26 protein-coding genes are annotated in these 26,466 nt (G+C 72.1%); 11 read left to right on the top strand and 15 right to left on the bottom strand.

All coding sequences use genetic code 11. The features are described 5' to 3' along the window. The first annotated feature begins 59 nt into the window (after positions 1–59). Positions 60–656, top strand: a complete 597-nt coding sequence (locus IE272_RS08435; RefSeq protein ID WP_190006539.1) for a Uma2 family endonuclease — start codon at positions 60–62, stop codon at positions 654–656. Between the two features lie 81 nt (positions 657–737). Here IE272_RS08435 and IE272_RS08430 read toward each other — a convergent pair whose 3' ends face one another. Further along, positions 738–4,088, bottom strand: a complete 3,351-nt coding sequence (locus IE272_RS08430) for a S8 family peptidase (RefSeq protein WP_444544789.1) — start codon at positions 4,086–4,088, stop codon at positions 738–740. Positions 4,089–4,290: 202 nt separating this feature from the next. Between IE272_RS08430 and IE272_RS08425 the strand changes: the two genes are divergently transcribed. Further along, positions 4,291–4,665 (top strand): STAS domain-containing protein, encoded by a 375-nt coding sequence (locus tag IE272_RS08425; protein ID WP_190006538.1) that lies wholly within the window; start codon positions 4,291–4,293, stop codon positions 4,663–4,665. Positions 4,666–4,806: 141 nt separating this feature from the next. Here the strand turns inward: IE272_RS08425 and IE272_RS08420 are convergent, their stop codons facing one another. Together IE272_RS08420 and IE272_RS08415 are read right to left on the bottom strand one after the other, a co-directional pair. Next, positions 4,807–5,835: a sigma-70 family RNA polymerase sigma factor gene (locus IE272_RS08420; protein ID WP_050360216.1), complete on the bottom strand. Its 1,029-nt coding sequence runs from the start codon at positions 5,833–5,835 to the stop codon at positions 4,807–4,809. Between the two features lie 171 nt (positions 5,836–6,006). Beyond that, positions 6,007–6,723: a L,D-transpeptidase family protein gene (locus IE272_RS08415; protein WP_032794296.1), complete on the bottom strand. Its 717-nt coding sequence runs from the start codon at positions 6,721–6,723 to the stop codon at positions 6,007–6,009. 332 nt (positions 6,724–7,055) lie between these two features. Here IE272_RS08415 and IE272_RS08410 point away from each other — a divergent pair, with 332 nt between their 5' ends. Next, a complete protein-coding gene (locus IE272_RS08410; protein ID WP_050360215.1) occupies positions 7,056–7,802 on the top strand; it encodes an SAM-dependent methyltransferase in 747 nt (248 codons plus the stop codon). Positions 7,803–7,935: 133 nt separating this feature from the next. On the opposite strand, the gene IE272_RS08405 is transcribed toward IE272_RS08410, so the two are convergent. Continuing rightward, entirely contained in the window at positions 7,936–9,246 is a 1,311-nt protein-coding gene (locus IE272_RS08405; RefSeq protein WP_050360214.1) for an MFS transporter, read from the bottom strand. A gap of 62 nt (positions 9,247–9,308) precedes the next feature. Between IE272_RS08405 and IE272_RS08400 the strand changes: the two genes are divergently transcribed. The 3 genes from IE272_RS08400 to IE272_RS08390 all read left to right on the top strand — a co-directional run bounded on the left by IE272_RS08400 (position 9,309) and on the right by IE272_RS08390 (position 11,446). Beyond that, entirely contained in the window at positions 9,309–10,262 is a 954-nt protein-coding gene (locus IE272_RS08400) for a LysR family transcriptional regulator (protein WP_032794292.1), read from the top strand. A gap of 75 nt (positions 10,263–10,337) precedes the next feature. Next, positions 10,338–11,183: a hypothetical protein gene (locus tag IE272_RS08395; RefSeq protein ID WP_190006537.1), complete on the top strand. Its 846-nt coding sequence runs from the start codon at positions 10,338–10,340 to the stop codon at positions 11,181–11,183. Next, positions 11,138–11,446 carry a hypothetical protein gene (locus tag IE272_RS08390; RefSeq protein WP_190006536.1) on the top strand — a complete coding sequence of 103 codons (309 nt, stop codon included), beginning with the start codon at positions 11,138–11,140 and terminating at the stop codon, positions 11,444–11,446. The genes IE272_RS08395 and IE272_RS08390 overlap by 46 nt, the downstream gene beginning before the upstream one ends. 79 nt (positions 11,447–11,525) lie before the next feature. On the opposite strand, the gene IE272_RS08385 is transcribed toward IE272_RS08390, so the two are convergent. Further along, entirely contained in the window at positions 11,526–12,287 is a 762-nt protein-coding gene (locus IE272_RS08385; RefSeq protein ID WP_078961328.1) for a dienelactone hydrolase family protein, read from the bottom strand. A 103-nt stretch (positions 12,288–12,390) separates the two neighbouring features. Between IE272_RS08385 and IE272_RS08380 the strand changes: the two genes are divergently transcribed. Together IE272_RS08380 and IE272_RS08375 are read left to right on the top strand one after the other, a co-directional pair. Beyond that, entirely contained in the window at positions 12,391–13,545 is a 1,155-nt protein-coding gene (locus tag IE272_RS08380) for an adenosine deaminase (RefSeq protein ID WP_050360212.1), read from the top strand. A gap of 134 nt (positions 13,546–13,679) precedes the next feature. Beyond that, positions 13,680–13,982, top strand: a complete 303-nt coding sequence (locus IE272_RS08375) for a hypothetical protein (protein ID WP_050360211.1) — start codon at positions 13,680–13,682, stop codon at positions 13,980–13,982. Positions 13,983–14,108: 126 nt separating this feature from the next. On the opposite strand, the gene IE272_RS08370 is transcribed toward IE272_RS08375, so the two are convergent. From IE272_RS08370 to afsQ1, 5 genes are all read right to left on the bottom strand, one after another. Next, complete coding sequence (locus IE272_RS08370) at positions 14,109–14,315, bottom strand: PspC domain-containing protein (protein WP_050360210.1); 207 nt, start codon at positions 14,313–14,315, stop codon at positions 14,109–14,111. Positions 14,316–14,409: 94 nt separating this feature from the next. Next, positions 14,410–14,982 carry a VanZ family protein gene (locus IE272_RS08365; RefSeq protein ID WP_050360339.1) on the bottom strand — a complete coding sequence of 191 codons (573 nt, stop codon included), beginning with the start codon at positions 14,980–14,982 and terminating at the stop codon, positions 14,410–14,412. A gap of 96 nt (positions 14,983–15,078) precedes the next feature. After that, positions 15,079–15,714 (bottom strand): GerMN domain-containing protein, encoded by a 636-nt coding sequence (locus tag IE272_RS08360; protein WP_056700988.1) that lies wholly within the window; start codon positions 15,712–15,714, stop codon positions 15,079–15,081. Then, entirely contained in the window at positions 15,711–17,240 is a 1,530-nt protein-coding gene (locus tag IE272_RS08355; protein WP_050360208.1) for an ATP-binding protein, read from the bottom strand. The genes IE272_RS08360 and IE272_RS08355 overlap by 4 nt, the downstream gene beginning before the upstream one ends. Then, positions 17,237–17,914, bottom strand: a complete 678-nt coding sequence (gene afsQ1, locus IE272_RS08350; protein ID WP_006127084.1) for a two-component system response regulator AfsQ1 — start codon at positions 17,912–17,914, stop codon at positions 17,237–17,239. The genes IE272_RS08355 and afsQ1 overlap by 4 nt, the downstream gene beginning before the upstream one ends. Positions 17,915–18,096: 182 nt before the next feature. Here afsQ1 and IE272_RS08345 point away from each other — a divergent pair, with 182 nt between their 5' ends. Continuing rightward, positions 18,097–18,864, top strand: coding sequence for a SigE family RNA polymerase sigma factor (locus tag IE272_RS08345; RefSeq protein ID WP_073957840.1), 768 nt, complete (start codon positions 18,097–18,099; stop codon positions 18,862–18,864). A gap of 256 nt (positions 18,865–19,120) precedes the next feature. Here the strand turns inward: IE272_RS08345 and IE272_RS08340 are convergent, their stop codons facing one another. After that, positions 19,121–19,828, bottom strand: a complete 708-nt coding sequence (locus IE272_RS08340; protein ID WP_073740267.1) for a uridine kinase family protein — start codon at positions 19,826–19,828, stop codon at positions 19,121–19,123. Between the two features lie 62 nt (positions 19,829–19,890). Between IE272_RS08340 and IE272_RS08335 the strand changes: the two genes are divergently transcribed. Next, entirely contained in the window at positions 19,891–20,310 is a 420-nt protein-coding gene (locus IE272_RS08335) for a hypothetical protein (protein WP_050360207.1), read from the top strand. Positions 20,311–20,379: 69 nt separating this feature from the next. Here the strand turns inward: IE272_RS08335 and IE272_RS08330 are convergent, their stop codons facing one another. From IE272_RS08330 to deoC, 3 genes are read right to left on the bottom strand one after another with little or no spacing between them, the layout of a single operon-like run. After that, complete coding sequence (locus IE272_RS08330; protein WP_057665424.1) at positions 20,380–21,276, bottom strand: aldehyde dehydrogenase family protein; 897 nt, start codon at positions 21,274–21,276, stop codon at positions 20,380–20,382. Continuing rightward, the gene (locus IE272_RS08325; RefSeq protein ID WP_050360205.1) at positions 21,269–22,705 is read right to left on the bottom strand and encodes an aldehyde dehydrogenase family protein; all 1,437 of its coding nucleotides are present in this window, start codon (positions 22,703–22,705) and stop codon (positions 21,269–21,271) included. Before IE272_RS08325 ends, IE272_RS08330 begins: the two co-directional genes overlap by 8 nt. Before the next feature lie 5 nt (positions 22,706–22,710). Beyond that, positions 22,711–23,658: a deoxyribose-phosphate aldolase gene (gene deoC / locus IE272_RS08320; protein ID WP_050360204.1), complete on the bottom strand. Its 948-nt coding sequence runs from the start codon at positions 23,656–23,658 to the stop codon at positions 22,711–22,713. Between the two features lie 180 nt (positions 23,659–23,838). Between deoC and IE272_RS08315 the strand changes: the two genes are divergently transcribed. Continuing rightward, on the top strand, positions 23,839–24,477 hold the full coding sequence (locus IE272_RS08315) for a PH domain-containing protein (protein ID WP_050360203.1): 639 nt from the start codon (positions 23,839–23,841) through the stop codon (positions 24,475–24,477). A gap of 163 nt (positions 24,478–24,640) precedes the next feature. Here IE272_RS08315 and IE272_RS08310 read toward each other — a convergent pair whose 3' ends face one another. Continuing rightward, on the bottom strand, positions 24,641–26,281 hold the full coding sequence (locus IE272_RS08310; protein ID WP_056700984.1) for a phospho-sugar mutase: 1,641 nt from the start codon (positions 26,279–26,281) through the stop codon (positions 24,641–24,643). Positions 26,282–26,466: the final 185 nt, after the last annotated feature.

Genomic DNA, 26,466 nt, shown 5'->3' with positions numbered 1-26,466 from the left:
CTGCTACCGGTCCCGTTCGGCATGCTGGACTCGGTGACGTACCGATAGAGGAGACCGCCATGAGCGCACTCACCGTCGAACCCGTGCCGGGCCAGGGACAAGGCCAGGACTGGGACGACATCGTCCGGATCTGGGAGGAGACGGACGCACCCGAGGGCTGCAAGGTGGAGATCATCGAGGAGATCGTCACCGTGTCGCCGCCGCCGTCCAAGGATCACAACACCACCGCTGAACTGCTCCAGCGCAGGCTCTACTCCGTCATCCCGGAGGACTGGGGGATCTACCAGACCCTCGGCCTCTCGCTGCCGGGACGGGGCGGCATCTACATCCCCGACCTCGTGGTCGCCCCCCGTGCGGTGGCCTCCGGGCCGGGCAACACCGTCCCCGCCGAAGAGGCCCTGCTCGTCGCCGAGATCACCTCCCGTTCCAACGCCAACCACGATCGCGTCAGCAAGGTGAACGGCTACGCCAAGGCAGGGGTGGAGCTGTTCCTGCTCCTCGACCCCTGGCACTCCGGCCGTCCGACCGCGACGCTGTACGGGGAGCCGGAGGGTGGTACGTATCGGGTGCTGGAAACGGTCGAGTACGGGCGGAAACTGACCCTTCCCGAGCCGTTCGGGCTGGTGCTCGACACCGGCGTCTTCCCGGTCAGCTGACACGCGGACGGCCCGCCGCACGGAGAGGATCCGTGCGGCGGGCCGCCGTCGTGTGCGGGGTGAACTACCCGCGAGCGCCCGTTACTTGCCCAGGTACGCGCTGTAGATCTTCACCGACGAGGTGTTGCCCTTCTTGTCGGTGACCTTGGCGGCGAACGAGATCGCCTTGCCCTTGGCCGGGTTCTTGACGGTGATCTTGCCCTTCTTGACGGTGACCTTCTTCCAGGTCTTGCCGCCGTTGTAACTGACGTACGTCTTCAGCGACTTCAGGTTCTTGCCCGCGGCCGCGCCGTGGACCTTCACCGGCACCGAGACGGTCCTGCCCGCCTTGACCCGGCCGTCCGCGCCCACGGCCGGGGTGAACCGGACGGTGGAGACGGGCAGCATCGTGGACGTGGTCTTCTTGGAGCGGAACGTCCAGGCCGCGTCCACCCGGGTGGAGAGCGGGCTGATCTTCGCGCTGTGCTTGACCGAGGTCGTCAGCCTGTAGTCGGCCGCGCCGGCCGGTACCCGGAAGACCTCTCCGCCCGCCAGCGGGTCGCTGTTCTGGCCGAGCTTCTTGCCGTTGCGGTACAGGACGGTCTTGACCGACGAGAGCGCGACCCCGCCCGCGTTGCCCCGGCCGTCCGCCAGCAGCGGGAGGACGCCGCCGATCTCGTTGCCCTCACGGAAGATGCCGAAGTCCTTGCTCACCAGCGGCCCGAACACCGCGGTGTTCACCGTCTTCGCGTAGGCCTTGCCCGGCTTGTACTTCGCCTCCTTGCCGATCTGGTAGTTGGCCTCGTACGTCGGCCAGCCGTCCGCGTCGGCGGGACCGATCTGGTTGAAGTCGAAGCTCCAGGCCACCTTGTCCGCGGTGGAGAGGTACAGCGTGCGGGTGCCGGGCAGCTTCTGCTCGATCGCGGTGGCCCAGTTTCCGCCCTGCGTGGGCAGGTTGCCCCAGGCGGTGATCTCGCCCTTCTTCTTCGGTGCGGAGGCGCCCATGGCGATCTTCACCTTGGCCAGCTGTCCGGCCGTGAACTTCCGGCTGTAGCCGGTCGCGAGCTGCTTGACCTTGCCGCCCACCGCGATGTCGTACTCGGTCGACGCGCCCTTGCTCCAGGTGCCCGACCAGTGCTGGGCGAGCGAACCGTCGGTGATCTTCGGACCGGCGTGGAGCGTGCGCATGCCGGCCGGCGAGTCCATCACCCAGCCGAACGAGACGGCGTCGGTCGCCGTCTCCACCACGTAGTCCGGGGAGAACAGCCGGCTCTTCGCCTTGGCGTCCGGAACGGTGACGTTCACCGGCTTCGCCTTGCGGGCGTCGAACGTCAGCGTGGTGTTCTTGGTGATCGCGATCTTCGGCTGGGCGATCCAGTCGGCGCCCTTGGTGACGTCGTCCGGGTCGTCGTAGACCGTGGAGTTGACCACGTACGTGCCCTTGGGCACCCGGATCTTCGCGGTGCCGTCGACGACCTGCGGGCTCAGGAACGGGTCGCCCGCCCCGGCGCCGAAGCGGAAGAGCGTGCTGTCCGCGTAGGCGGCCGGACGGCCGTCCCGCCCGAGGTGCTTGACGGTGACCTCGTAGCTCTCCTCCTCGCGCTCGACCGCGGCGGCCGTGCGCACGGTCTGCCCGCCGCCGGTGGCCACCAGGTACGCGGAGTACGTGCCGTCGGCGGTGCCGCCGAGCCGGGTGTCGGCGGTCAGCGTGGCTTCCGCCGTGCCGCCCGCCGGGACGGTGACCCGGTCCGTGCCGAGCGTGAAGAAGCCGGCCGGAGCGGGCTTCCCCGACGGGCCGGTGCCCGTCACCTTCAGATCGAGGGTGACGTCGCTCGTACCGAGGTTGCGGTACGTGACCTTCTCGGTGGCCGGCTCGTCGTCGGTGTGCGGCCACTGCTGCACCCCGAAGCTCACCGAGACCGGGTCGGCGACGACGGTCTGGGCGATGGCACGGTCCACCGCGATCCGGCCGGAACCCTGCTGGAACGGGTTGTACGCACCGGGCTTCGTGGACGCGGTCAGCGCGCCTTTCAGCTCGCTGTACGACCAGTCGGGGTGCTGCTGCTTGAGCAACGCGGCCGCGCCCGCCACATGCGGGGTGGCCATCGACGTACCCGAGATCGTCGCGTAGCCGGCGGGGTTCTCGCCCACCTCCTTCGCGATCAGCGAGTCGGACGGGATGGCCGCCGTGGTGTCCACGCCGGGGGCCGTCACATCGGGCTTGACCGCCCCGTCCCCGATCCGAGGGCCGCGGCTGGAGAAGTCCGCCAGCTTGTCCTGGTCGTCGACCGCGCCCACGGTCAGCGCGGCGTTCGCGCTGCCCGGCGAGCCCACCGTGCCCGCGCCGTCGCCCTCGTTGCCCGCGGCGATGGCGAACAGGACGCCCTTCTCGGCCGACAGCTTGTCGACCGCCGCCTCCAGCGGGTCCACCTCAGGGGTGTCGGGCCCGCCCAGGCTCAGGTTGACGATGTCGGCGCCCTGGGCGACCGCCCACTCCATCCCGGCCAGGATGCCGGAGTCCTCGCCGTAGCCGTCGTCGTCGAGCACCTTGCCCGCGAGCAGCTTGGCGTCCGGGGCCACGCCCTTGAACTTCCCGCCCGACTTGGCGCCGGTGCCCGCCGCGATCGAGGCGACGTGCGTGCCGTGGCCGACCCGGTCCTTGGTGTCCTTGGCGGCGCTGAAGTTCTTCTCCGCGAGGATCTGGCCCTTGAGGTCGGGGTGGGTGGCGTCCGTCCCGGTGTCCAGGACCGCGATCTTGACGCCCTTGCCGGTGAATCCGGCCTTCCACGCCTCCGGGGCGCCGATCTGCGGGACGCTCTTGTCGAGGCTCGCCTTCCGTACGCCGTCCAGCCAGACCCGGTCGATTCCGGCGGCGGTGGTGACCCGCTCGCCCCCGGCGCGCCGGTCGGTGAGCGCCTTCCAGATGGCCGGGGCGTCGGCGGTCGGCGTGGTCAGCGACTCGGCGTTCAGCGACCGCAGACTCCGGCCGACCTCGGTGGAGCCCGCGTCGCGGACCTGCGCCTTCGCGGTGGCGGCCTGCTTGCCCCGGTAGCCGACGATCAGCTTCAGGCCGTCCCGCTGGGCCCGGAGGTTCTCCGGGCGGCTCAGCTCGGTGACGTCGAACAGCCGTCGGTCGAGCTTGCCGGAGACGATCAGCCGGTGGGCGTCGGCGGGGATGACGAGCGTGTGCCCCTTGGTGCTCATCCGCTGGACCGGAATGTGCTCGCGGCCCTTCGCGGGCCGGAACGCGACCGGCTTGCCCTGGGCGTCGACGGTGACCCGGTCGCCGGTGACGAGGGTCAGCTGACGCAACTCCCCGTCCTGGGAACGGTCCTGGGCCCGGGCGCCGGATGCCCCCCTCGGATCCGGCTGGGCGACGGCGGACGAGGTCATGCCCGCCGCCAGTGCCACGGCCACGGCGGTGGCGACCGCCGGTATGCACGCGTTTCTCACGTGTCTGCGCAACTCTCCCCCTGGAGAACTCGATGGCTTCTCGGTCCCGCCGGTCCGCAGAGACGCAGGAACGACGGCTGCGGCCCGTCGGTTCATCGAACTAGAGGTAATGCTGGGGGAGTTGGTTCACAGATTGGGTGCGGGGAATTCACAGTTGTCGCAAAAAGGCCCCTCCGTGGCGGATGCCGCGCGGAGGGGGCCGATGATTTTCGCCCGCCGGTCCGGTCTGCCTGGTGTGGATGCCGAGAATCCGATCGCCCTGACCGTGACCGGCCGGGTCAGCCGTGCCGTCGTGCCCGACCTCTGCGCCGAGCTGGAGCGTGCTCTCGCCGGCCCCGGCGGAGCCGCCCTCGCCCCGGGCGCGGCGGTGGACTGCGATGTGGGCGGCGTGATCCGGCCCGATCTGACCCTGGTCGAGGCGGTGGCCCGGCTGGGGCTCGTCGCCCGCCGGTCCGGACGCACGCTGCGGCTGCGTCGCGTACCTCCCGAACTCCGGTCACTGCTGGACCTGGTGGGGCTTGCCGATGTGATGAGCCTGGAGGAGGGCCCGGAGGAGCGGGTACCGGACCCGCGCTGATGCCGGAGCCGTGCCGACGCCCCGGAGCCGTACGCACGCGCCGGGCGCAGCACCGACGCCGGGCGCGCGCCGAGGTGTGTGCGGCTGTCGGTCGGGCCCGGCGCCCCGGGTGACGCGGGGCGCCGGGCCCGGCCGGGACTCCTACGCGTCGGCCGGGAGCCGGTCCGGCAGGCCGAACAGCGGGAACCAGCGCGGGACGTCCAGGAAGCAGTGCATCCCGGTGATCGCCCCGTCCTGGATGTCGATGACCTGGACCGCCCACGGCACGAACCCGTCGCCGTCCTCGGCGGGCTTGTAGTGCGCGAAGCCGGGGGAGCCGTTGGCCGAGACGGGCACCAGCTTGGAGCCCGCGCACGCCGCGCCGATGGAGGTCATGAAGCCCGTGATGTCGCCGGTGCCCCGGAGCCACAGGTCGAACGGCGGCATCGTCATCACCGCGTCCTCGTGGAGCAGTGCGGTCAGGGCGGCCATGTCGTAACCTTCAAACGCCTTCACATAGCGCTCCAGGAGCTTCTGCTGCTCCTCGTCGAGGGGGTCCGCCGCATCGCCCGCCCGGCTCTCCGTCTCGGTCAGCGTGGCGCGGGCCCGCTGCAGGGCGCTGTTGACCGAGGCGACGGAGGTCTCCAGCAGCTCGGCCACCTCGGCGGCCTTCCAGGCGAGGACCTCGCGCAGGATCAGCACGGCGCGCTGCTTGGGCGGCAGGTGCTGGAGGGCGGCGACGAACGCCAGACGCACCGACTCGCGCGCCACGGCCGCCTCCGCCGGGTCCTGGACCGAGGGCAGGATCCGGCCGTCGGGCATCGGCTCCAGCCAGACGTTCTCCGGGCGGGGGCTCAGCGCGGCCTGGGCGAGCGGTGTCGGGCCCGTCAGGTCGACCGGTCGGGCCCGCTTGTTGCCCGCGTTCAGCATGTCCAGGCAGACGTTGGTGGCGATCCGGTAGAGCCAGGAGCGCAGCGAGGAGCGGCCCTCGAACTTGTCGAAGTTGCGCCAGGCCCGGACCAGGGTGTCCTGCACCGCGTCCTCGGCCTCGAAGGCGGACCCGAGCATCCGGTAGCAGTACCCCGTCAGCTCGATCCGGTGACCTTCCAGGCGGCTGTCGATCCCGGCGGCGTCGGCGCCCCCGGCGCCCTCCGCCGCTCCTGCGGCCGTCGTCGTGGTCAGATCGCTCATCGCTCCACCCCTGTCGCGCGCAGCCGCGCTGTGGCATCCGTCACCCGGTACGTCGGAAGCTACCGCAGGCCACTGACAGTCGGGGCGGAAAGAGGACAAGGGGTGCCCGGCGGCCGCGGCCACGATCCGCCCGGCACCCCTCAGGTGTCCGGCCTGTACCGAGCGCGTCGCTCAGGTCCCGGGCTTGCGCCCGTACACGTACACGTCGTCGCCGTTCTTCAGCAGTTTCCAGTATGCCTTCGCGTCGGCGGGGCGCATGTTGACGCAGCCGCCGGAGCCCGGCGGGTTGTACATGGACTTGGTGACCGAGTGGAACGCCTGGCCGCCGTCGAAGAACTGGGAGTGCGGCATCCAGACCTTGTAGATGGTCGACCAGTGCTTGATGTTGCGCCAGTAGATCTTCTTGGAGCCGGTCCGGGTCTCGACGCCGTTCCGGCCGGTCCGCACCGGGACCGGTCCGTACTTCAGCTTCTTGCCGTCCTGGATCCAGCTCAGCTGCCGCGTCAGGTCGACACAGGCGATGCGGCCCTTGTTGGTGGGGCACTTCTTCGCCTTGTTGGGGTTCTTCCCGGCCGCCTTCTGGGCGAGCATCGTGTTCATCGTGCGCCAGGTCAGCGGGCCGGCGTAGCCGATGGTGGGGGTGATCCCGTGCTTCTTCTGGAACTTCTGGGTCGCCTTGCAGTCGGCCGTCGACTGCTTGCCGTCCACGGGCCGCTTCAGGAACTTCTCGACCTGCTTCTGGTGCGGTCCCACCGACTTGGTGCAGGACGCCGCGTGGGCGGCGGTGCCGGTGCCCAGGACCAGGGCCGGAGCGGCCACCAGTCCGGCGACGGACAGTGCCACCCCTCGCCGCAGTGGTCTTCCGGATATCTTCGCCGTGACTCCCATGTGCGCCAACTCCCCTTCGCCCACAGTGCGTTGATGGTTACGCATGGTAGACGTGCGGAGAGGGGCGGTGGTTGCGCGCCGGTATGTCTCGGTTGCGTCGCGGTCCGGCGCGGCCCGGTCGGAGCCCCGGTCCGACGAGCCCCCGTGCGTCCCGTGCGACGAGCCCGGAAAACCGGTGGAGCCGCCGCCCGGAAGGCCTTATGGTCGCCGGGTTCCTGATCCCCGCGCTCACAACGAGGTGTTTTCGATGACGGTCCGAGCGACGGCGGCCGAATCCGGCCTGCCTGCCCCCGCGGATGCCATGACCTCATCGAACGTAAGGAACACCTCTCGTGGATCTTCCCCGCATCTTCACCCTCCGCGAAAGTAGCCACCGCATCCACAACCCGTTCACCCCCGGCAAGCTCGCCGACCTCGGTCGGGCGCTGCACCTGGCACCCGGTACGCGGGTGCTCGACCTGGCCAGTGGGTCGGGCGAGATGCTGTGCACCTGGGCCCGTGACCACGGGGTCACCGGGACCGGCGTGGACATCAGCACGGTGTTCACCGAGAAGGCCCGCGCCCGTGCCGCCGAACTCGGCGTCGCCGACCGGGTCGCCTTCGTGCACGGCGACGCCTCCGGTTTCGTCGCGGACGAGCGGGTCGATCTCGCCGCGTGCGTCGGCGCCACCTGGATCGGCGGCGGCGTGGCTGGCACGGTCGAACTGCTGGCCAGGAGCCTCCGGCCCGGTGGGCTGATGCTGATCGGCGAGCCGTACTGGCGCAAGGAGGTGCCGGACCGGGAAACCGCTCTGGGCTGCCACGCCGGCGACGAGGGCGACTTCCTCGTGCTGCCGGAGCTGATCGAGCGGTTCGGCGGCCTCGGGTACGACGTCGTGGAGATGGTGCTGGCCGACCAGGACAGCTGGGACCGGTACCGGGCCGCGCAGTGGCTCAACCTCCGCCGCTGGCTCGACGCGCACCCCGATGACGAGCCGGCCGCCGAGGTGCGGACCGAGCTCGACACCGAACCCGCCCGCTACGCGCGGTACCAGCGGGAGTACCTCGGCTGGGGTGTCTTCGCCCTGATGGCCCGCTGACGGCCTGACGGCCCGGCGGCCCCGCGGTCGGCTGTCGACTGACGACGGTCGCCCGATGGCCGCCGAAGCACCGATCGGCGCGGGGTCCGGGCAGCACATGCCGCCCGGACCCCGCGCACGTGCCCCGGAAGGTTCAGCGCGTCGCGGGGACGAGCGCCCGACGCTCCGCACGCGCCACCCGGGTCCCGTACAGGGTGATCGAGACGACCCCGAGGACCGCGAGCAGGCCCAGGGCCACCGTCGCCGTCCAGCCCCCGGCGTGGAAGGCGACCGCGCCCAGCGTGCCGCCCGCGCTGGAACCCAGGTAGTACGCCGACTGGTAGAGCGCCGACGCCTGCGCCCGGCCCGTCGTCGCGGTGCGGCTCACCGACGACGAGGCGACCGCGTGCCCGGCGAAGAAACCGGCCGTGATCAGCACCAGGCCCAGCAGCACGGCGGCCAGCTGGTCGGCCAGCGAGAGCAGCAGCCCGGCCGTTGTGGTCGAGACCGCCAGATAGAGCGCGCCCCGGCGGCCGAGGCGGGCCACCAGCCGGCCGGCGGCGGCGGAGGAGACCGTACCGACCAGGTAGACCAGGAAGATCGAGCCGATGACGCCCTGCGGCAGGCTGAACGGCTCCTCGACCAGCCGGTAGCCGATCACCGTGTAGACCGCGCCGAACACCGTCATGAACAGTGCGCCGATCGCGTACAGCCGGACCAGCAGCGGGTCGGCCAGATGCGTGGCGACGGTCTTCGCGAGGGCCTTCGGGTTCAGCGAACCGGGACGGAAGTTCCGGGCCTTCGGGATGAGGAAATGGAAGGCGACGGCGCACGCCAGCGCGAGCAGCCCGACCGCTGCGAGCGCGGCGCGCCAGCCCCAGGCCTGGGCGACCCACCCGGTGAGGATGCGCCCGCTCATACCGCCGATGCTGTTGCCCGCGACGAACAGCCCGATCGCGGCGATCAGCGCCTTGGGCCGCACCTCCTCCGCGAGATACGCCATCGCGGAGGCCGGAAGCCCGGCGAGCGCCGCACCCTGGACGGCGCGCAGGGCGATCAGCGCGCCCATCGACGGGGCGAAGGGCACCAGCAGTCCGACGAGTACCGCGATCGCCAGCGACGCCGTCATCATCTGCCGCCGACCGAACCGCTCCGAGAGCGCGCTCAGCGGCAGCACGAACAGGGCCAGCGCCCCGGTCGCCGCCGAGACCGTCCAGCTCGCCTGCCCGGCACTCGCGTCGAACGACGCGGAGACGGCGGGCAGCAGCGCCTGGGTGGAGTAGAGGAGTGCGAAGGCCGCGACACCGGCGGCGAAGAGGGCGAAGCTCATCCGGCGGTAGCCGGGGCGGCCGGGCTCCAGACGCTCATGGGTGGCGGCGGCGGGCGCGGCGGTGGTGGTGACGGGGGACTGCGGGGCAGAGGCATCCACGGCGATGGTGGATGCCCCGGTACTGGCGGGAGGCATACGTCGAAAGTAGAGGGAGACGTTTCATGCGTCCAATGCACGAAACTGCCATAATCAATCCCATGGCGCATGAACGCAGCTCAGGGCCCCGGCTGTCACCGAGTAGTTACGAAGAAGACATCCGAGCCGTACTCGCGCCCCGCCTCGCGTACTTCGAGGCGGTCGCCCGGCACGAGCATGTGACCCGTGCCGCGCACGAACTGGGCGTCCCGCAGTCCACCCTCTCGCGGGCCATGGTCCGGCTCGAAGCGGACCTGGGCGTCGCCCTGTTCGCCCGCAGGGGCCGCACCGTCTCGCTCACCCCGGCGGGCCGCACCTTCCTCGGCTCGGCGGAACGGGCCCTGGCCGAGGTGGAGAAGGCCGCCGACTCGGTCCGGGCGGACGCCGACCCGACGGCGGGCCGGGTCTCCTTCGGCTTCCTGCACACCATGGGCTCGGAGACCGTGCCCGCCCTGATCCGCGCCTTCCGGGTCGACCACCCCAAGGTCCGCTTCCAGCTCGTGCAGAACTACGGCGAGGCGATGATCGAACGGCTGCGGGCGGGCGGCCTCGACCTCTGCCTCACCTCTCCCGTGCCCGACGCCCCCGACCTGGTCGCCCGCCGCCTCGACGAACAGCGGCTCCGGCTGGTGGTCCCCGACGACCACCGCCTCGCGTCCCGCCGCCGCATCCGGCTCGCGGAGGCGGCCGATGAAACGTTCGTCACCCTGGAGCCCGGTTACGGGCTGCGCCGGATCACCGACGACCTGTGCGCGGAGGCGGGCTTCACGCCCCGGGTCGCCTTCGAGGGGGAGGAGGCGGAGACCCTGCGCGGACTGGTCGCCGCCGGGCTCGGGGTGGCGCTGCTGCCGCCGCCCGCGGTCGCCCGCCCCGGCGTCGTCGAACTGACGGTCACCGCACCGCGCGCCGCCCGCGAGATCGGGGTCGCCTGGCTGGACGGGCACCCCGACACCCCGCCGGTCGCCGCCTTCAAGCGCTTCCTGCTCTCGCGCCGGGGGAACCTGCTGCCGGACTGAGCGACGGGTGGACCGGAGCCGTCGCCGGTGGACCGGATCCGTCGGAAATCCATTCGAATCGGGCAGAATGTCCCGGTGACTCGCGCCTGCACCCCCGATCCCTCCGCCGCCCCGCCCCCGCCCGCCCGCCGGGACATGCGGAGCGCCATCGCGCCCGGCGCGCTCGGAGCGGTGCTGATACTGGCCGCGGCGGTGCTCTTCGTGACGCTGCCCGGGAAGCTGGCCGAGGCCCACGACTTCCGGGCGGCGCGGTCGTGCGAGGACGTGGCGGCGCCCGAGAACGGTGACTGCCTGGCCACGTGGCCCGCCGCGGTCGTCGCCAAGGAGAGCCGCCGGGAGAAGAAGTCCGACACCCGCCTGGTCACCGTCGACCCCGGCGACGGCCCGCCCTTCGAGGTGGAGCTGCGCGGGGCGGGGTCGGTCTTCGGCGAGCTGGAGCCCGGCGACCGCGTGACGGTGCACTCCTGGCGCGGCACGGTGTGGGCGCTGGGCCTGGGGGAGCTGCGCCAGGACGTCAGGGGCAAGCCGGGGCCCGGGGCCGCCGCCCGGCTGGCGGTGGCCCTCGCCCTGCTCGTCGTCGGGGCCGCCTTCGTGCGCGGGGCGTTCTGGTGGAGCCTGCGCCACACCCGCGATCCGGCGGTCCACGCGTGGCAGTCCTGGGTGCCGTTCGCGGCGACCTCGGCGGCGGTCGGCGTCGCGATCACCTCCGCGCTGACCGTCGACGACGTCCCTCTCGTCCTGCTGATCACCGCAGCCGGGTGCGCGGTCGCGTGGTCGGCCTCGGCGCTCCTGACCCGGCTGCTGGGACGCCGGGCGACCGACGTCGTCACCCTGGAGCCGAAGACGCTCACCGCCGGGCGGTCGTCCGTGCCGTCGTGGCGGGCGAGGTCCCCTACAGCGTCGAGGGGTACGACTACCTGACCCTGGCCCCCGGCCCCGTGCCCGGCGGCCGAGGCCGGCTCGCCACGACCCCGGACGCGTACGGCAAGGTCGTCCTGCGGCCGCTTCCGGACACCCTGGTTCCGGTGCGGCTGCGCGGCAAGCACGTCACCGACCCGCACTACGGGAGCCGGTCCTCCGAGGTGGTGCTGGAGTGCCGCGACGGGGAGACCGCGGTGCTGATCGTCGCGGAACGGCACGCGATGCGCTGGATACTGGGCGCGCTGCCGCTCCCCGCCGACTGACCGGCGCGCCCGGAGCCGGCCCCGGACCGCCCCCGCCGCGCCGCCGAAGCCGGTCCCGCCACGGCCGGGCCGCCCGCGCTCAGTGCCGCAGCGACCGGCCGAACCCGGCGGCCAGCGGCATCCGCAGCCCCAGCGGCGGCGGCGCGGCGAGCGCGTCCGCGACGGGGCGGGCGTAGGACCGCGCGAAGAGCGAGCCGCGCACGAAGTCGGCGGCCAGCGCCACCACTTCGGAGCGGTGCTGGCGCAACGCGTGGCCGTCGGAATGGACTTCGAAACGGCAGGTGTCCCGGTTGGACTTCTTCGCGCGCTCGGCCAGCCGGTAGGACAGCTCCGGATCGGTGCGCTCGTCGTTGGTGCCGTGCACGATCAGCACCCGACGCCCCACCAGTTGCTTCACCGGCTCCGGTTCGGCCGCCGACTGATCCGGCAGCCACGGGGCCATCGCCAGGACGGAGGTGACCGCGCCGTGCCCGGCGGCCCGCAACGCGGCCCGCCCGCCCATCCCGTGGCCGACCAGGCAGACCGGCACGTCGCCGTACCGGCGCTGCACCTCGTCGGCCGCCCACGCGGCGTCCTCGGCGGGATGCGCGTCGTCCGCGTTCCAGCCCCGGCGGCGATAGTGCAGGACGTGCACCGCGAGCCCGTCGCCCACTCCGGCACGGGCCAGGGAACGGGCGAACGGCAGCTGTGCCGCGTACGACAGGGTGGAAGGGCGACGGTGCGAGTCGGCCCGGCCGTCCGGGAGCAGCAGAACCACGCCGCTGACCTCGTCCGTTGCTCCGGCCGCCTGAACGGCCCTTCCCAGCCTGGGGTCAGACAGGGGGAGTGCGCGCTGTCCCATGACAGAACAGTGTCAGAAGGAGAGGTGTACTCCACCCGACTTCGCGGTCACTGTTACGCATCGACACCGGGCGCTCTACGCGCGTAGGCGCTAGAGTGCCAAGATGACGAGCCAGACCCCGAATGTCCCTGATTCCGACCAGATCCGGCGCGCCCCCAAGGTGCTGCTCCACGACCACCTCGACGGCGGCCTGCGGCCGGGCACCATCGTCGAGCTGGCCCGCGCGCAGGGTTACGACTCCCTCCCCGAGACCGAGGCCGACAAGCTCGGCATCTGGTTCCGCGAGGCCGCCGACTCCGGTTCGCTGGAGCGCTACCTGGAGACGTTCGCCCACACCTGCGCCGTCATGCAGACCCGTGACGCGCTGTTCCGGGTGGCGGCCGAGTGCGCCGAGGACCTCGCCGAGGACGGCGTCGTCTACGCCGAGATCCGCTACGCCCCCGAGCAGCACCTGGAGGGCGGCCTGACCCTCGAAGAGGTCGTCGAGGCCGTCAACGAGGGCTTCCGCGAGGGCGAGCGCATCGCCCGCGCCAACGGGCACCGCATCCGCGTCGGCGCCCTCCTCACCGCGATGCGGCACGCCGCCCGCGCGCTGGAGATCGCCGAACTCGCCAACAGCTACCGCGACCAGGGCGTCGTCGGCTTCGACATCGCGGGCGCCGAGGCCGGGTTCCCGCCCACCCGCCACCTCGACGCGTTCGAGTACCTCAAGCGCGAGAACAACCACTTCACGATCCACGCGGGCGAGGCCTTCGGCCTGCCGTCGATCTGGCAGGCGCTCCAGTGGTGCGGCGCCGACCGCCTCGGCCACGGAGTGCGGATCATCGACGACATCGAGGTCGCCGATGACGGCTCGGTCACCCTCGGCCGCCTCGCCTCCTACGTACGGGACAAGCGCATCCCGCTGGAGATGTGCCCGACCTCCAACCTCCAGACCGGCGCGGCCACCTCGTACGCCGAGCACCCGATCGGACTGCTGCGCAAGCTGCACTTCCGGATCACCGTGAACACGGACAACCGGCTGATGAGCGGCACGAGCATGACCGGGGAATTCGAGCGGCTGACCGAGGCCTTCGGATACACGCTCGACGACATGCAGTGGTTCACAGTCAATGCGATGAAATCAGCTTTCATTCCTTTCGACGAACGTCTCGCCATGATCAACGACGTCGTCAAGCCCGGCTATGCGGAGCTGAAGTCCGAGTGGCTCTTCCGTCAGACCGCTGTGACCAGCGGTTCCGCGGCCTCCACGGGCTGAGGTCGCCGACAGGGGAAAGGGCCGGGAAGCGAAATCCCGGCCCTTTTCCGCGTGTCGGGATGTTTGCGATAGGGGCAGCGGGATGGCTAGCTTGCAGAGCCGCTCACATCCCCTTCCCCAAGGATGAATTCTCCATGAAGAAGTCTGCTGCCAAGACTCTCGGTGTCGCCGCTCTCGGCGCCGCTTTCGCCGCTGCCGCCGCCGGCAGCGCCTCCGCCGCCCCCGCGCTGCCGCTGGACGCCGCGGCCGGGGCGCTCCCCGTCTCGACGATGGCGCTCGACACCGTCGCCAAGTCGGCCCAGAACGCGCCGGTCCAGGAGACCGTCGGCAAGGTCCTCGGCGGCGACGCCACCGACGCGGCCGCCCCGGTCACCGGCCTGCTCGGCGGACTGCCCACCAAGGGCCTCACCGCCAACGGGATCCCGCTCGGCGGCTGAGACCCTCCCGGCCGACCCGGCCCGCGCGCCGGGCCACCGGCGCCACCCGCACATGCCAGTGGGGCGCACACCCTGATCCAGGGTGTGCGCCCCACCGCGCGTTCTCGCTCCCCGTGATGCGGCGCGTCACCAGGCCGTCGCGGAGGCGGCGGCCTTCTCCGAGGGCAGCAGCGCCCACAGCGCCAGGTAGAGCAGGATCTGCGGGCCGGGCAGCAGACAGGAGACGACGAAGATGACGCGCATCGTGCCGGTGGAGATACCGAAGCGCCGGGCGAGGCCCGCGCACACTCCGCCGATCATGCGGCCTTCGCGGGGGCGGACAAGTGCGGCCATGGTGGGCTCCTTCGCGAACCGTTGTGTGAGGAGCGGCCTTCCGCGCTCCCCGGTATATCCATGGTGCCGCCGCGAAGAGGGACAAAGCATCGCTCTACGGTGCGAGGCCGACCCCGGTAATCGTCGGGGTAGGCCCCCCAGGGGCCTCGTCCCTGAGACGGGTCTCCTGCCGGTAGTGGGGCAGGTCCCGTACCCCCGGCAGTCCCAGGCGGCGCAGCCGCGCCCGGCAGACGGGGACGACCAGCAGATGGGCCAGCACCACCCCGGTGGTGTTCAGCAGCAGCGAGTCGATGTCGACGATCTGGCCGGGCACCCCGGTCTGGCCCAGCTCGATGGCCAGCGAGATCAGCGCCCCGGCGGCGACCGTACGCAGCAGCGAGACCCAGGGGGAGACGAAGATCCGCCCCCCGGCCATCGGCAGCAGAACCCCGAGCGGGGCCAGCAGCAACAACGCCCCGCCGATCCGGCGGGCCGCCTCGGCCGGTCCCAGCGCGAGGTCCGCCCTGATCCCGGCGAGCGGCTCGAAATTCGCCGCCGTGATCCAGGGAACGTCCAGCGGGCGCAGCGTCAGCCACCCGACGAACAGCAGATGCGCGACAAGGAGAGTGACCCCCGCCGCGCGGAAGTGGATGACGGTCTGGCCGTCCGAACTGTGACGCACGTCCACCAAGACGCCGCGACCGGCAGGATCGGTTCCGCGCCGTCGCGGCCCGCTGCGCGGGCGGCTCCCCCGGGCGGCCCAGCGGACCGCGCGGGACCCGCGTCAGTCCAGCAGGACCGCGTCCGGCGTGGCCAGGTCGCCCGGCCGGGTCTTCGTCTGTGAGGTGCACAGATAGCCGCGCGGCGGATAGTCCCCGGGCCCGCCCAGGACCACCGAGCCGTCCGTGACCAGCGTCTCGTTTTCCGCGTACGTGCACACCAGCTGGGCCAGCGCCTCCGCCGACAGGTCCTCCGGCTGGCTGCTGAGGCGCACGGTGCCCGCCGGGTCGCCGTCACGGGCCGGGGTCACCCGCAGCCCCTCCGGAATCGCGGTGGTGAACCCGGCCCGCCGCTCGTTCGCGGGCGGCGCCTGCTGGACCTCCTTCAGCAGCGCCCGGGCGACCACCAGCGGGTCGGCGCCGGTCGCCTCCGCCGCCACCGGGCGGTCCACGGTGACCAGCTGCGAGGTGCACACCAGATACACCGTGACGCCCACGCTGTCCGGCGACCGCGTCGCGACGTCCGACGAGGACAGCCGGCACGGCACCCGGGAGGGCGCGGCCCCCGCGTCCACCGGCACCGAGGTCGTACGGATCCCGCACCCTGAGGCCAGCGCCGCGGCCGCCAGCACGGCCGCCAACGAGGCTGCCGTACGCCGCCGGAGCGGGCCCCGCCGGTACGTGACATCGCCGCGCTTCACGTCGCCCCGTTCTCGTCCGGGGCGTCAGCCCCCGGTTCGTCGTGGTGCGCGAGCTTCTCGGCGTCGCGCGGCAGCCGCAGTTCGAAGACGGCGCCGCCGTCCGGCGAGTTCGCCGCCGTGATGTCACCGCCGTGGATGTGGGCGTTCTCCATGGCGATGGAGAGGCCGAGCCCGCTGCCCTCCGACCGGGGCCGGGAGGCGCTGGCCTTGTAGAACCGGTCGAAGACATGCGGCAGCACGTCCTCGGGGATGCCCGGACCGTGGTCCCGTACCTCGATGACCAGCTCCTCGCCCTCGGTCCGCACCCGTACGCCCACCGGCGAACCCCCGTGCTTGAGGGCGTTGCCGATCAGATTGGCCAGGATCACATCGAGCCGGCGCGGATCGAGCCGGACCATCATGCCGCGCTCCGCGTCCAGGTCCACCGCGTCCAGCCAGGCCCGCGCGTCGATGCACGCGGTCACCTGGTCGGCGACGTCGACCGTGTCCAGCACCAGACGGGCCGTGCCCGCGTCGAAGCGGGTCACCTCCATGAGGTTCTCCACCAGGTCGTTCAGCCGCCGGGTCTCGCTGACCACCAGATGCACGGCGGGCGCGATCATCGGGTCGAGGGTGTCCGCCTCGTCCTCCAGCACCTCGGCCACGGCGGTGATCGCGGTCAGCGGGGTGCGCAGCTCGTGCGACATGTCGGCGACGAAGCGGCGGCTCGCCTCCTCCCGCGCGCTCATGTCCGCGACCTTCTTCTCCAGCGAGCCGGCCGTTCTGTTGAACGTACGGGAGAGATCGGCGAGCTCGTCCGTGCCGGAGACCTCGAGCCGGGTGTCGAGCTTGCCCTCGCCGAGCTTGCGGGCCGCGTCGCCGAGCCGCTGCACCGGGCGCAGCACCGTCGTCGCGGCGGCCTGCGCGAGCAGCGCCGAGCCGACCAGCGCGAGGGCGGTGGCGATCCCCAGCGACCAGGCCAGCGAGTTGAGGTCCTGCCGTTCCTGGTCGAGGGACTTGAGCATGTAGCCGGTCGGGCCGCCGCCGATGATCCGCGTACCGGCGACCAGGTACGGCGTGCCCGCTATGCTCGTCCGCTGCCAGAACAGGTGGTACTCGTGCTCGTTGCTCGACGTCAGCGGCTGCTTGCGGGCCACCTGCTTCTGCAGCGAGTCCGGCACGTCGGCCCGGGTGAAGGTGTCCAGGTCGGAGTAGCCCACGATCGGCTTGCCACGCTCGCGTTCGGCCTCCAGCAGCACGCTGTAGCCCGGGCTGCTGGACGCCATCGCCCCGGCGGCCCGCTGGAGGTCGTCCTTGGTGGGACGTGTCGGCAGCCCCGCCGCGGTGTCCTGCATCTGCCGCCGGAAGTCGTCGAGCGCGGTGTCCTGGGTACGGGTCAGCACGGCCTCGCGGTTGAGCCAGTAGGCGATCCCCGAAGCGGACACCGCTGCCGTCAGCGCCACCAGCGCGAACACCACGACCAGGCGCAGCCGCAGACTGGTCCAGCGCAGACCGGCCCGCAGGGACCGCTTGGCGGTTTCGGTCACTGAGGCGAGTCCAGCCGGTAGCCCACGCCCCGCACCGTACGGATCAGGGTCGGCGAGGACGGCACGTCCTCCACCTTCGCGCGCAGCCGCTGCACACAGGCGTCCACCAGACGGGAGTCGCCCAGGTAGTCGTGCTCCCACACCAGGCGCAGCAACTGCTGCCGGGAAAGGGCCTGGCCGGGCCGGCGGCTCAGCTCCAGCAGGAGCCGCAGCTCGGTCGGCGTGAGCTGCAGGTCCTCACCGTCCTTGGTGACGGTCATGGCGGAGCGGTCGATCACCACATTGCCGAAGGTCGCCGAGTCGGTCGACTCGCGCTCCCCCCGGCGCAGCACCGCCCGGATCCGGGCGTCCAGCACCCGTCCCTGGACAGGTTTCACCACATAGTCGTCCGCGCCGGACTCCAGTCCCACCACGACGTCGATGTCGTCGCTGCGCGCGGTCAGCAGAATGATCGGCAGCTGGTCGGTGCGGCGGATACGCCGGCACACCTCGAAACCGTCGATCCCGGGCAGCATCACATCCAGCACGACCAGGTCGGGTCGCTGCTCGCGCAGCAGCTCCAGGCCGTCCTCTCCCGTCGCCGCGGTGGCCACACGGTGGCCCTGGCGTGACAACGAGAGTTCGAGGGCCGTGCGGATGGCGTCGTCGTCCTCGATCAGCAACAGGAAAGGCACGAACGTCATTCTGGCCCATGGTGGCGCTTCAGTTCGACCTGTGGCCCGGTCCGATTGTCCGGGCACGGCCTCAACTACCCCTGTGACAGGCCTGTGACAGTCGGGGGACAGCGTCATGAAACTGCCCCGGCAAGCTCTTGGTCAGCAGGGAACGAACGGACTCCACCGATAGGGGGCGCGAGATGAACGCACTGCACAGCACCAGCTCAAGCGCAGTTGTCACGCGTCTCCACGACGTCGGCCGGAGCACGGAGAAGTCCGGTGCCATGAACATGCGGGGGTGTGTTCGGAGCACCGGGCGTCAGCACCAGACGGCCGCGGAGCAGGTGCGCATGCCGTACATGACGGTGGTCGACGCGCCCAAGGGGGCGGCGAACGCGTACGGGGAGGCCACGGGGGATCGCACGGCCCGGACGGAGGACACGGACGCCGAAGCGGCGTTCACCGCCTACGTCCAGGAGCGACGGGCCTCCCTGTACGCGACCGCCTACCACCTGACCGGTGACCGGTTCGAGGCCGAGGACCTGCTGCAGAGCGCCCTCTTCTCGACGTACCGGGCGTGGGACCGGATCAGCGACAAGGCTGCGGTCGGCGGATACCTGCGCCGCACCATGACCAATCTGCACATCAGCGCCTGGCGCAGGCGCAAGCTCAACGAATACCCGACCGAGGAGCTGCCGGAGACGGTGGGCGACACGGACGCGATGCGCGGCACGGAGCTGCGGGCGGTGCTGTGGCAGGCACTCGCCCGGCTGCCCGAACTCCAGCGCACGATGCTGGTCCTGCGGTACTACGAGGGCCGCACCGACCCGGAGATCGCGTCGATCCTCGACATCAGTGTCGGCACGGTGAAGTCCAGCATCTGGCGCTCCCTGCGCCGGCTGCGCGAGGACGAGGTCCTCAGCTTCGGACGTGACGAGCAGGAGTCCTTCGGCGAGCTGGTGGCCTGAGGCTACGGGGGAGAACGGCCGCTGCTTCGGGGGAGGCAGGGGCTACGGGGGAAATACGGGGGAGCAGGAAAAAAACGGGGACCGAGGGGGTTCGGGGGAACCACGGGGGATCGGCCCGTCGCTTCGGGGGAGGCGCGGGTCACGGGGGAAACACAGCGGGGTCGTACGGGCCGGGGGGGCCTGTACGGCCCCGTCTTCCGTGCGTCCGACCGCTACGGGTGGGGGCGGCGCACCTGCTACCGCATGCCTGAACCCCCTACTCCGGGACCGGCGCCCCCACGCTCGCCCGACGGCACCGACCGGCTGCCGCGGCGGCGAACCGGCCCAGCGCCTCCTCCTTGCCGCAGGGGTACGCCCCCAGGGCCGTCTGGCGGGCCACGATGCGGCGTTCGGCCCGCATCAGCCGCCAGCCCCGCCGCAGCAGGAACGGCACCGACTTGCGGCCCTCGCGCAGATCCCGCACCAGCCGCCGCCGGAACGTGGTGGACGGGCGGCCGCGCAGGCACAGCGCGTCGGCCAGCAGCCCCAGGTCCTGGCAGCGTTCGACGATGTCCGCCGCGAAGATGCCTTCCGCCACGAACAGCGGTGGCTCGATGTGGAAGGCCTCGTGGTCCGTACGGGAGCTGGTGGCGATGTCGTACACCGGAACGTCCGTACGGCCGCACCGGCACAGCTCGGCGATGGCGGCCACCGCCGCGTCCGCGTCCCAGGACCCGGCGGAGTCCCAGTCGATGTCCGTGGAGCCCGGCACCCGGGGCAGCGTCGGGTCGTCGTGCTCCTTGTAGAAATCGTCCAGGCGCAGCACCGGCAGACCGGTGCGGGCGGCCAGGACGGACTTGCCGGAGCCGGAGGGGCCCGCGAGCAGGACGACGCGGGTCGGGATCGGTTGGGAACTCACAGAACAGAAGTGTGAGGCATTGACCCGCGCAGGGGACCCCTCGGGCCTCCTGTTGGTATCCAGCATCACACCTCAACTACTCTGCGCGCACAGACGATTACCCGACCAGGCTCGATCAGGTGGAAAACATGGCACTTCATGCACGTAAGCCCGAACGTCGCGTCCTGCTGCGCGCCGGTCTGACCATCACCGCGCTGGGGGCCGCCCTGGGAGCCGGTGCGGGCTCCGCGGGGGCCGTCCAGCTGCCCCCGGTCGCGGAGATCCCCGAGCAGGGGACCTCGGCCCTCCAGGCGGTCACCGAGACGGCCGGACCGGCGGTGACCAGCGCGCTCGGGACCTCGCTGGCCAGCAGCGTCGCCCCGATCACCGACCTCCAGCTGGACCCGCTGGCCAACACCGGGGTGGACCCGCTGGACAACGCGGTCGGCACCCAGATCGCGGACTTCAAGCCGCTGACCACGGCCGTCCTCACGGATCCGATCACCAGCGGCGGCTCGCTGGGCGACCTGCCCGTGGTGGGGACGGTCACCGGGCTCATCACCGGCTGACGGCCGACGAACGGCGGACGGGGCCGCCCCGGGGTGGGAGGGCGGCCCCGTCCGGGCACCGGGTGGGTGTCAGTACGAGGAGCCCGCGGCTCCCAGGGCGCCCGTCGGGTGCCACACCGTCTTGGTCTCCAGGAAGGCCGTCAGGCGGTGCGTGCCGGGCGAGGCCGCCCAGTCCGCGTCCACCGGTCCCGGGCGCAGTACGCGCTTCAGGTTGTCCGCCGCCGCGATCTCCAGCTCCTTCGCCAGCGCGGGGTCCGCGCCGGTGAGGTCGATCGCGTTGACGTCCTGGTGGGCGGCGAGCGGGGCCGCCAGCTCCGCCGTGACGCCGGACAGGATGTTGACCACGCCGCCGGGCACGTCGGAGGTGGCCAGCACCTCACCCAGTGACAGCGCGGGCAGCGGGGCGTCGGCCGAGGCGACGACGACCGCCGTGTTGCCGGTCGCGATGACCGGGGCGATCACCGAGACCAGCCCGAGCAACGACGACTTCCGCGGCGCGAGGACCGCGACGACGCCCGTCGGCTCGGGGGTGGAGAGGTTGAAGAACGGGCCGGCGACCGGGTTCGCCCCGCCGGAGATCTGCCCGATCTTGTCCGTCCAGCCCGCGTACCAGACCCAGCGGTCGATCGCCGCGTCGACGACGGCCGCCGCCTTGGACTTCGACAGCCCCTCGGAGGCGGCCACCTCGCGGACGAACTGGTCCTTGCGGCCCTCCAGCATCTCCGCGACGCGGTAGAGGACCTGGCCGCGGTTGTACGCGGTCGCGCCCGACCAGCCGCCGAACGCCTTGCGCGCGGCCACGACCGCGTCGCGCGCGTCCTTGCGGGAGGACTGCGGCGCGTTCGCCAGCCACTGGCCCTTGGAGTCCGTCACCTCGTACACCCGGCCGCTCTCGGAGCGGGGGAACTTGCCCCCGACGTACAGCTTGTAGGTCTTGAAGACGCCAAGACGGTTCTGGTCAGACATCGAGGTACGCCTCCAGGCCGTGGCGGCCGCCCTCGCGGCCGTAGCCCGACTCCTTGTAGCCGCCGAACGGCGACGTCGGGTCGAACTTGTTGAACGTGTTGGCCCAGACGACGCCCGCGCGGAGCTTGTTCGCCACCGCGAGGATGCGGGAGCCCTTCTCCGTCCAGATGCCGGCCGAGAGGCCGTACTGACTGTTGTTGGCCTTGGCGACCGCCTCGTCCGGGGTACGGAACGAGAGCACCGAGAGCACCGGGCCGAAGATCTCGTCGCGGGCCACCGTGTGCGCCTGGGTGACGTTCGTGAAGAGCGTCGGGGCGAACCAGTAACCGGACGACGGCAGTTCGCAGGGGGCGCTCCAGCGCTCCGCGCCCTCCGCCTCGCCGGTCTCCACCAGGGAGGTGATCCGGGCCAGCTGCTCGGAGGAGTTGATCGCGCCGATGTCGGTGTTCTTGTCCAGCGGGTCGCCCAGGCGCAGCGTCGAGAGCCGGCGCTTCAGCGCGTCCAGCACCTCGTCCTGGACCGACTCCTGGACCAGCAGCCGGGAGCCCGCGCAGCAGACCTGGCCCTGGTTGAAGAAGATCCCGGTAACGATGCCCTCGACGGCCTGGTCGATCGGCGCGTCGTCGAACACGATGTTCGCGCCCTTGCCGCCCAGCTCCAGCGTGACCTTCTTGTCCGTGCCCGCGACGGAGCGCGCGATGGCCTTGCCGACGGCGGTCGAACCGGTGAAGGCGACCTTGTCGACGTCGGGGTGCGAGACGAGCGCCTCGCCCGCGTCGCCGTACCCGGTCAGGATGTTCACGACGCCCTTGGGCAGCCCGGCCTGGCGGCAGATGTCCGCGAAGAACAGCGCGCTCAGCGGGGTCGTCTCGGCCGGCTTCAGCACCACCGTGTTGCCCGTGGCGAGCGCCGGGGCGATCTTCCACGCGAGCATCAGCAGCGGGAAGTTCCACGGGATGACCTGGCCGGCCACGCCCAGCGGACGGGGGTTCGCCCCGTACCCCGCGTGGTCGAGCTTGTCGGCCCAGCCCGCGTAGTAGAAGAAGTGCGCCGCGACCAGCGGGAGGTCCGCGTCGCGGGTCTCCTTGATCGGCTTGCCGTTGTCGAGCGTCTCCAGGACGGCCAGCTCACGGCTGCGCTCCTGGATGATCCGCGCGATCCGGAACAGGTACTTGGCGCGCTCGGAGCCGGGCAGCGCCGACCACTTCTCGAACGCCTTGCGGGCCGCCTTCACGGCCCGGTCCACGTCCGCCGCGCCCGCCCGGGCCACCTCGGAGAGGACTTCCTCGCTGCTCGGCGAGACCGTCTTGAAGACCTTGCCCTCGGCGGCCTCGGTGAACTCGCCGTCGATGAACAGCCCGTAGGAGGGGGCGATGTCGACGACGGAACGGGACTCCGGCGCCGGTGCGTACTCGAATGCGGATGCCATGGCTATCAGTCCACCGTCACGTAATCGGGGCCGGAGTAACGGCCGGTGCTGAGCTTCTGGCGCTGCATCAGCAGGTCGTTGAGCAGGCTGGACGCACCGAACCGGAACCAGTGCGGGTCCAGCCAGTCCTCGCCCGCGGTCTCGTTCACCAGCACCAGGAACTTGACCGCGTCCTTGGTGGTGCGGATGCCGCCGGCCGGCTTCACACCGATCTGCACGCCGGTCTGCGCCCGGAAGTCGCGGACGGCCTCCAGCATGAGGAGGGTGTTGGCGGGGGTGGCGTTGGTGGCCACCTTGCCGGTCGAGGTCTTGATGAAGTCCGCGCCCGCGAGCATCCCGATCCAGGAGGCCCGGCGGATGTTGTCGTACGTGGACAGCTCGCCGGTCTCGAAGATCACCTTGAGGCGGGCGGCCCCGCACTCCGCCTTCACGGCGAGGATCTCCTCGTACACCTTCAGGAACCGGCCGGAGAGGAACGCCCCCCGGTCGATCACCATGTCGATCTCGTCGGCCCCGGCCGCCACGGCGTCGCGGACGTCCGCGAGCTTGACGTCCAGCGCGGCACGGCCCGCCGGGAAGGCGGTCGCCACGGACGCCACCTTCACACCGGAGCCGGCCAGCGCGGCGGCGGCGGTGGCCGCCATGTCGGGGTAGACGCAGACCGCGGCGGTGCGCGGCGTCGTGCGGTCGGTCGGGTCGGGGTTGACGGCCTTGGCGGCGAGAGCCCGGACCTTGCCCGGGGTGTCCGCGCCTTCCAGCGTCGTCAGGTCGATCATCGAGATGGCGAGATCGATGGCGTACGCCTTGGCCGTCGTCTTGATCGAACGGGTTCCGAGGGAGGCGGCGCGCGCTTCGAGGCCGACGGCGTCGACGCCGGGCAGCCCGAACAGGAAGCGGCGCAGCGCACTGTCGGACGCCGTCGCGTCGGAAAATGCGGGAGCAGTGGTGGGCATGGTCACCAGAGGAGCATATCTACGCGCGTAGCGGCCTGTACAGGGGGCCGGGCCATCCGTGCGTCCCGCACCCGGCCGTCCACGCGTTCCGCTTCCCGGGCCCGTGCGCGGGGCGACCCGCCCGACGGGCCCGGACGGCCGCTCCGCCGCCCTCCGGGCCCGTCAGGCAGAATCGGCCCCATGACGAGCCCCACACCTCCCGCAGAGCCGCCCCCCGCGACACGGACCTACCGCTCCGTCGCCGCACTGGTCTGCGGGTCGCTGCTGCTCCTGCTGATCGCCTGGATGGCCGGGGACGCCATGATCCGGGGCGAGGGACGGGTGCCCTGGCTGGCGGCGGCCGCGTTGCTCCTCGTGGTGCCGCTGGTCGTGGCGTTCACCCTGCGGCCCGCCGTCTTCGCGGACGACGAGCGCATCCGGATCCGCAACCCGTTCCGGACGATCCAGCTCCCCTGGACCGAGGTCGCCGACGTGCGGGCCTCGTACTCCTCCGAGCTGCTCGCCCAGGACGGCACGAAGTACCAGCTGTGGGCCATCCCGGTCTCCCTGCGCGCCCGCAAGCGCGCGGCGCGCAGCGCGGCCCGCGCGGCGCACGACGACCCCTACGGCCGCACCTCCGTCAGCGCCGACGTCCGCGACTCCGCCGAGCGCACCGCCTCCGCCGACCAGACGGTCCGCGACCTGCGGGACATCTCCGAGCGGGCCGGCGACACGACCGCCGAGGGCGCGGACCGGGGCTCCGTGCGCTGGGCGTACGAGGTGATCGCCCCGGCCGTCGTGGGGGCCGTCCTGCTCGTGGTGGTGGGGGCGATCGGCTGAGCCCGACCCCATCGAACGCCGAAGGGCCGGCACCCCGGGAGGGGTACCGGCCCTTTCGCGTGGGTCGACGCGGTCGTGTCGGGCAGCGCGCTCGTGCGAGGTGGCGCGGTCGTGTCGGGCGGCGCGCTCGTGCGAAGCCGTGCGGTCGTGGCGGAGCGGCGGGTCAGATTCCCGCTGCCGCCGCCAGGTCCCGCTTGATCCCGGCGAGCAGTTCGGCCCCCCGGGCCCGCGCGGCGGGCAGCCCGGCCGCGTCCGCCACCGGGACGACGACCTCCAAGTAGCACTTCAGCTTCGGCTCGGTGCCGCTCGGGCGGACGATCACCCGGGCCCCCTCCAGGTGGTAGCGCAGCCCGTCGGTGGGCGGCAGCCGGTCCGTGCCCCGCGCCAGGTCCTCGGCCGAGGTGACGGCGAGACCGGCCAGCGCGGTCGGGGGCTGCTCCCGGAGCCGGGCCATGGCGTCCGCGATGACCGAGAGGTCCTCCACCCGCACCGAGAGCTGGTCGGTGGCGTGCAGGCCGTGCGCGAGCGCCAGGTCGTCCAGCAGATCCAGGAGCGTACGGCCCTGCTCCTTGAGTACGGAGGCGAGCTCGGCGACGAGGAGAGCGGCGGTGATGCCGTCCTTGTCACGGACGCCCTCGGGGTCGACGCAGTAGCCGAGCGCCTCCTCGTACCCGTACCGCAGGCCGTCCACCCGGGCGATCCACTTGAAGCCGGTCAGCGTCTCCTCGTAACCGAGGCCCGCCTTCTCCGCGATCCGGCCGAGCAGCGACGACGACACGATCGACTCGGCGAACACGCCGCTCACGCCCCGCTCCACGAGGTGCGCGGCCAGCAGCGCGCCCACCTCGTCGCCGCGCAGCATCCGCCAGCCGCCCTCCGCGGCGGTGTCGGGCACGGCGACGGCGCAGCGGTCCGCGTCCGGGTCGTTGGCGATGATCAGGTCCGGCGCGGCCCGGCGGGCGGTGGCGAAGGCGAGATCCATCGCGCCGGGCTCCTCCGGGTTGGGGAAGGCCACGGTGGGGAACGCGGGGTCCGGCTCGGCCTGTTCGGTGACGAGGACCGGTGCGGGGAACCCGGCCCGCTCGAACGCGGCGGTCAGGACGGACGTGCCGACGCCGTGCATCGCGGTGTAGACGGTGCGGGCCGTACGGGGGCTGCCGGCGGCCAGGACGGCGTCCGTGCGGGCGAGGTAGGCGGCCAGGACCTCGTCGCCGAGGGTCTGCCAGCCGCCCTCGGGGCGAGCCACGCCGGCCAGCGGGCCGACCGCGGCGATGGCGGCGGCGATCTCGCCGTCGGCCGGGGGCACGATCTGCGAGCCGTCGCCGAGGTAGACCTTGTAGCCGTTGTCGCGCGGCGGGTTGTGGCTGGCGGTGACCTCGACCCCGGCGACGGCTCCCAGATGCCTTATGGCGTACGCCAGTACGGGGGTGGGGAGCGGGCGGGGGAGCACGGCGGCGCGCAGCCCGGCGCCCGTCATCACGGCCGCGGTGTCGCGCGCGAAGTCTTCCGACTTGTAGCGGGCGTCGTAGCCGACGACGACGAGGCCGCCCTCCTCGCCCTGGTCCTTCAGATAGGCGGCGAGGCCCGCCGCCGCCCGGATCACCACGGACCGGTTCATCCGCATGGGCCCGGCCCCCAGCTCCCCGCGCAGGCCGGCGGTGCCGAACTGGAGCGTGCCCGCGAAGCGGGCGGCCAGCTCGGCGGTGTCGCCCGCGTCGACGATCGCGCCCAGCTCCGCACGCGTCTCGGGGTCGGGGTCCTCGGCCAGCCAGGTCCTGGCCTGCGCGATGAGGTCGTGCTGCACGGGGTCCGCCTTTCGGGGGTGCGGAGGGGGTACGGGGGGTGGGGTGCGGGTGGGGCGGGGCGTGGGTGGGCGCTGCGCGGGCTGTTCCCCTCCCCGCCCCTTCCCGGAACCGGGGCTCCGCCCCGGACCCCGGTCCTCAAACGCCGGACGGGCTGGAACGCAGCCGGGCGGGCCGGGGAGGGGCA

This window comes from Streptomyces anulatus (assembly GCF_014650675.1).
GTDB classification, from domain to species: Bacteria; Actinomycetota; Actinomycetes; order Streptomycetales; family Streptomycetaceae; genus Streptomyces; species Streptomyces anulatus.
The sequence above is the reverse complement of the archived record's forward strand: the minus strand, read 5'-3'. Positions and strand labels throughout refer to the sequence as shown.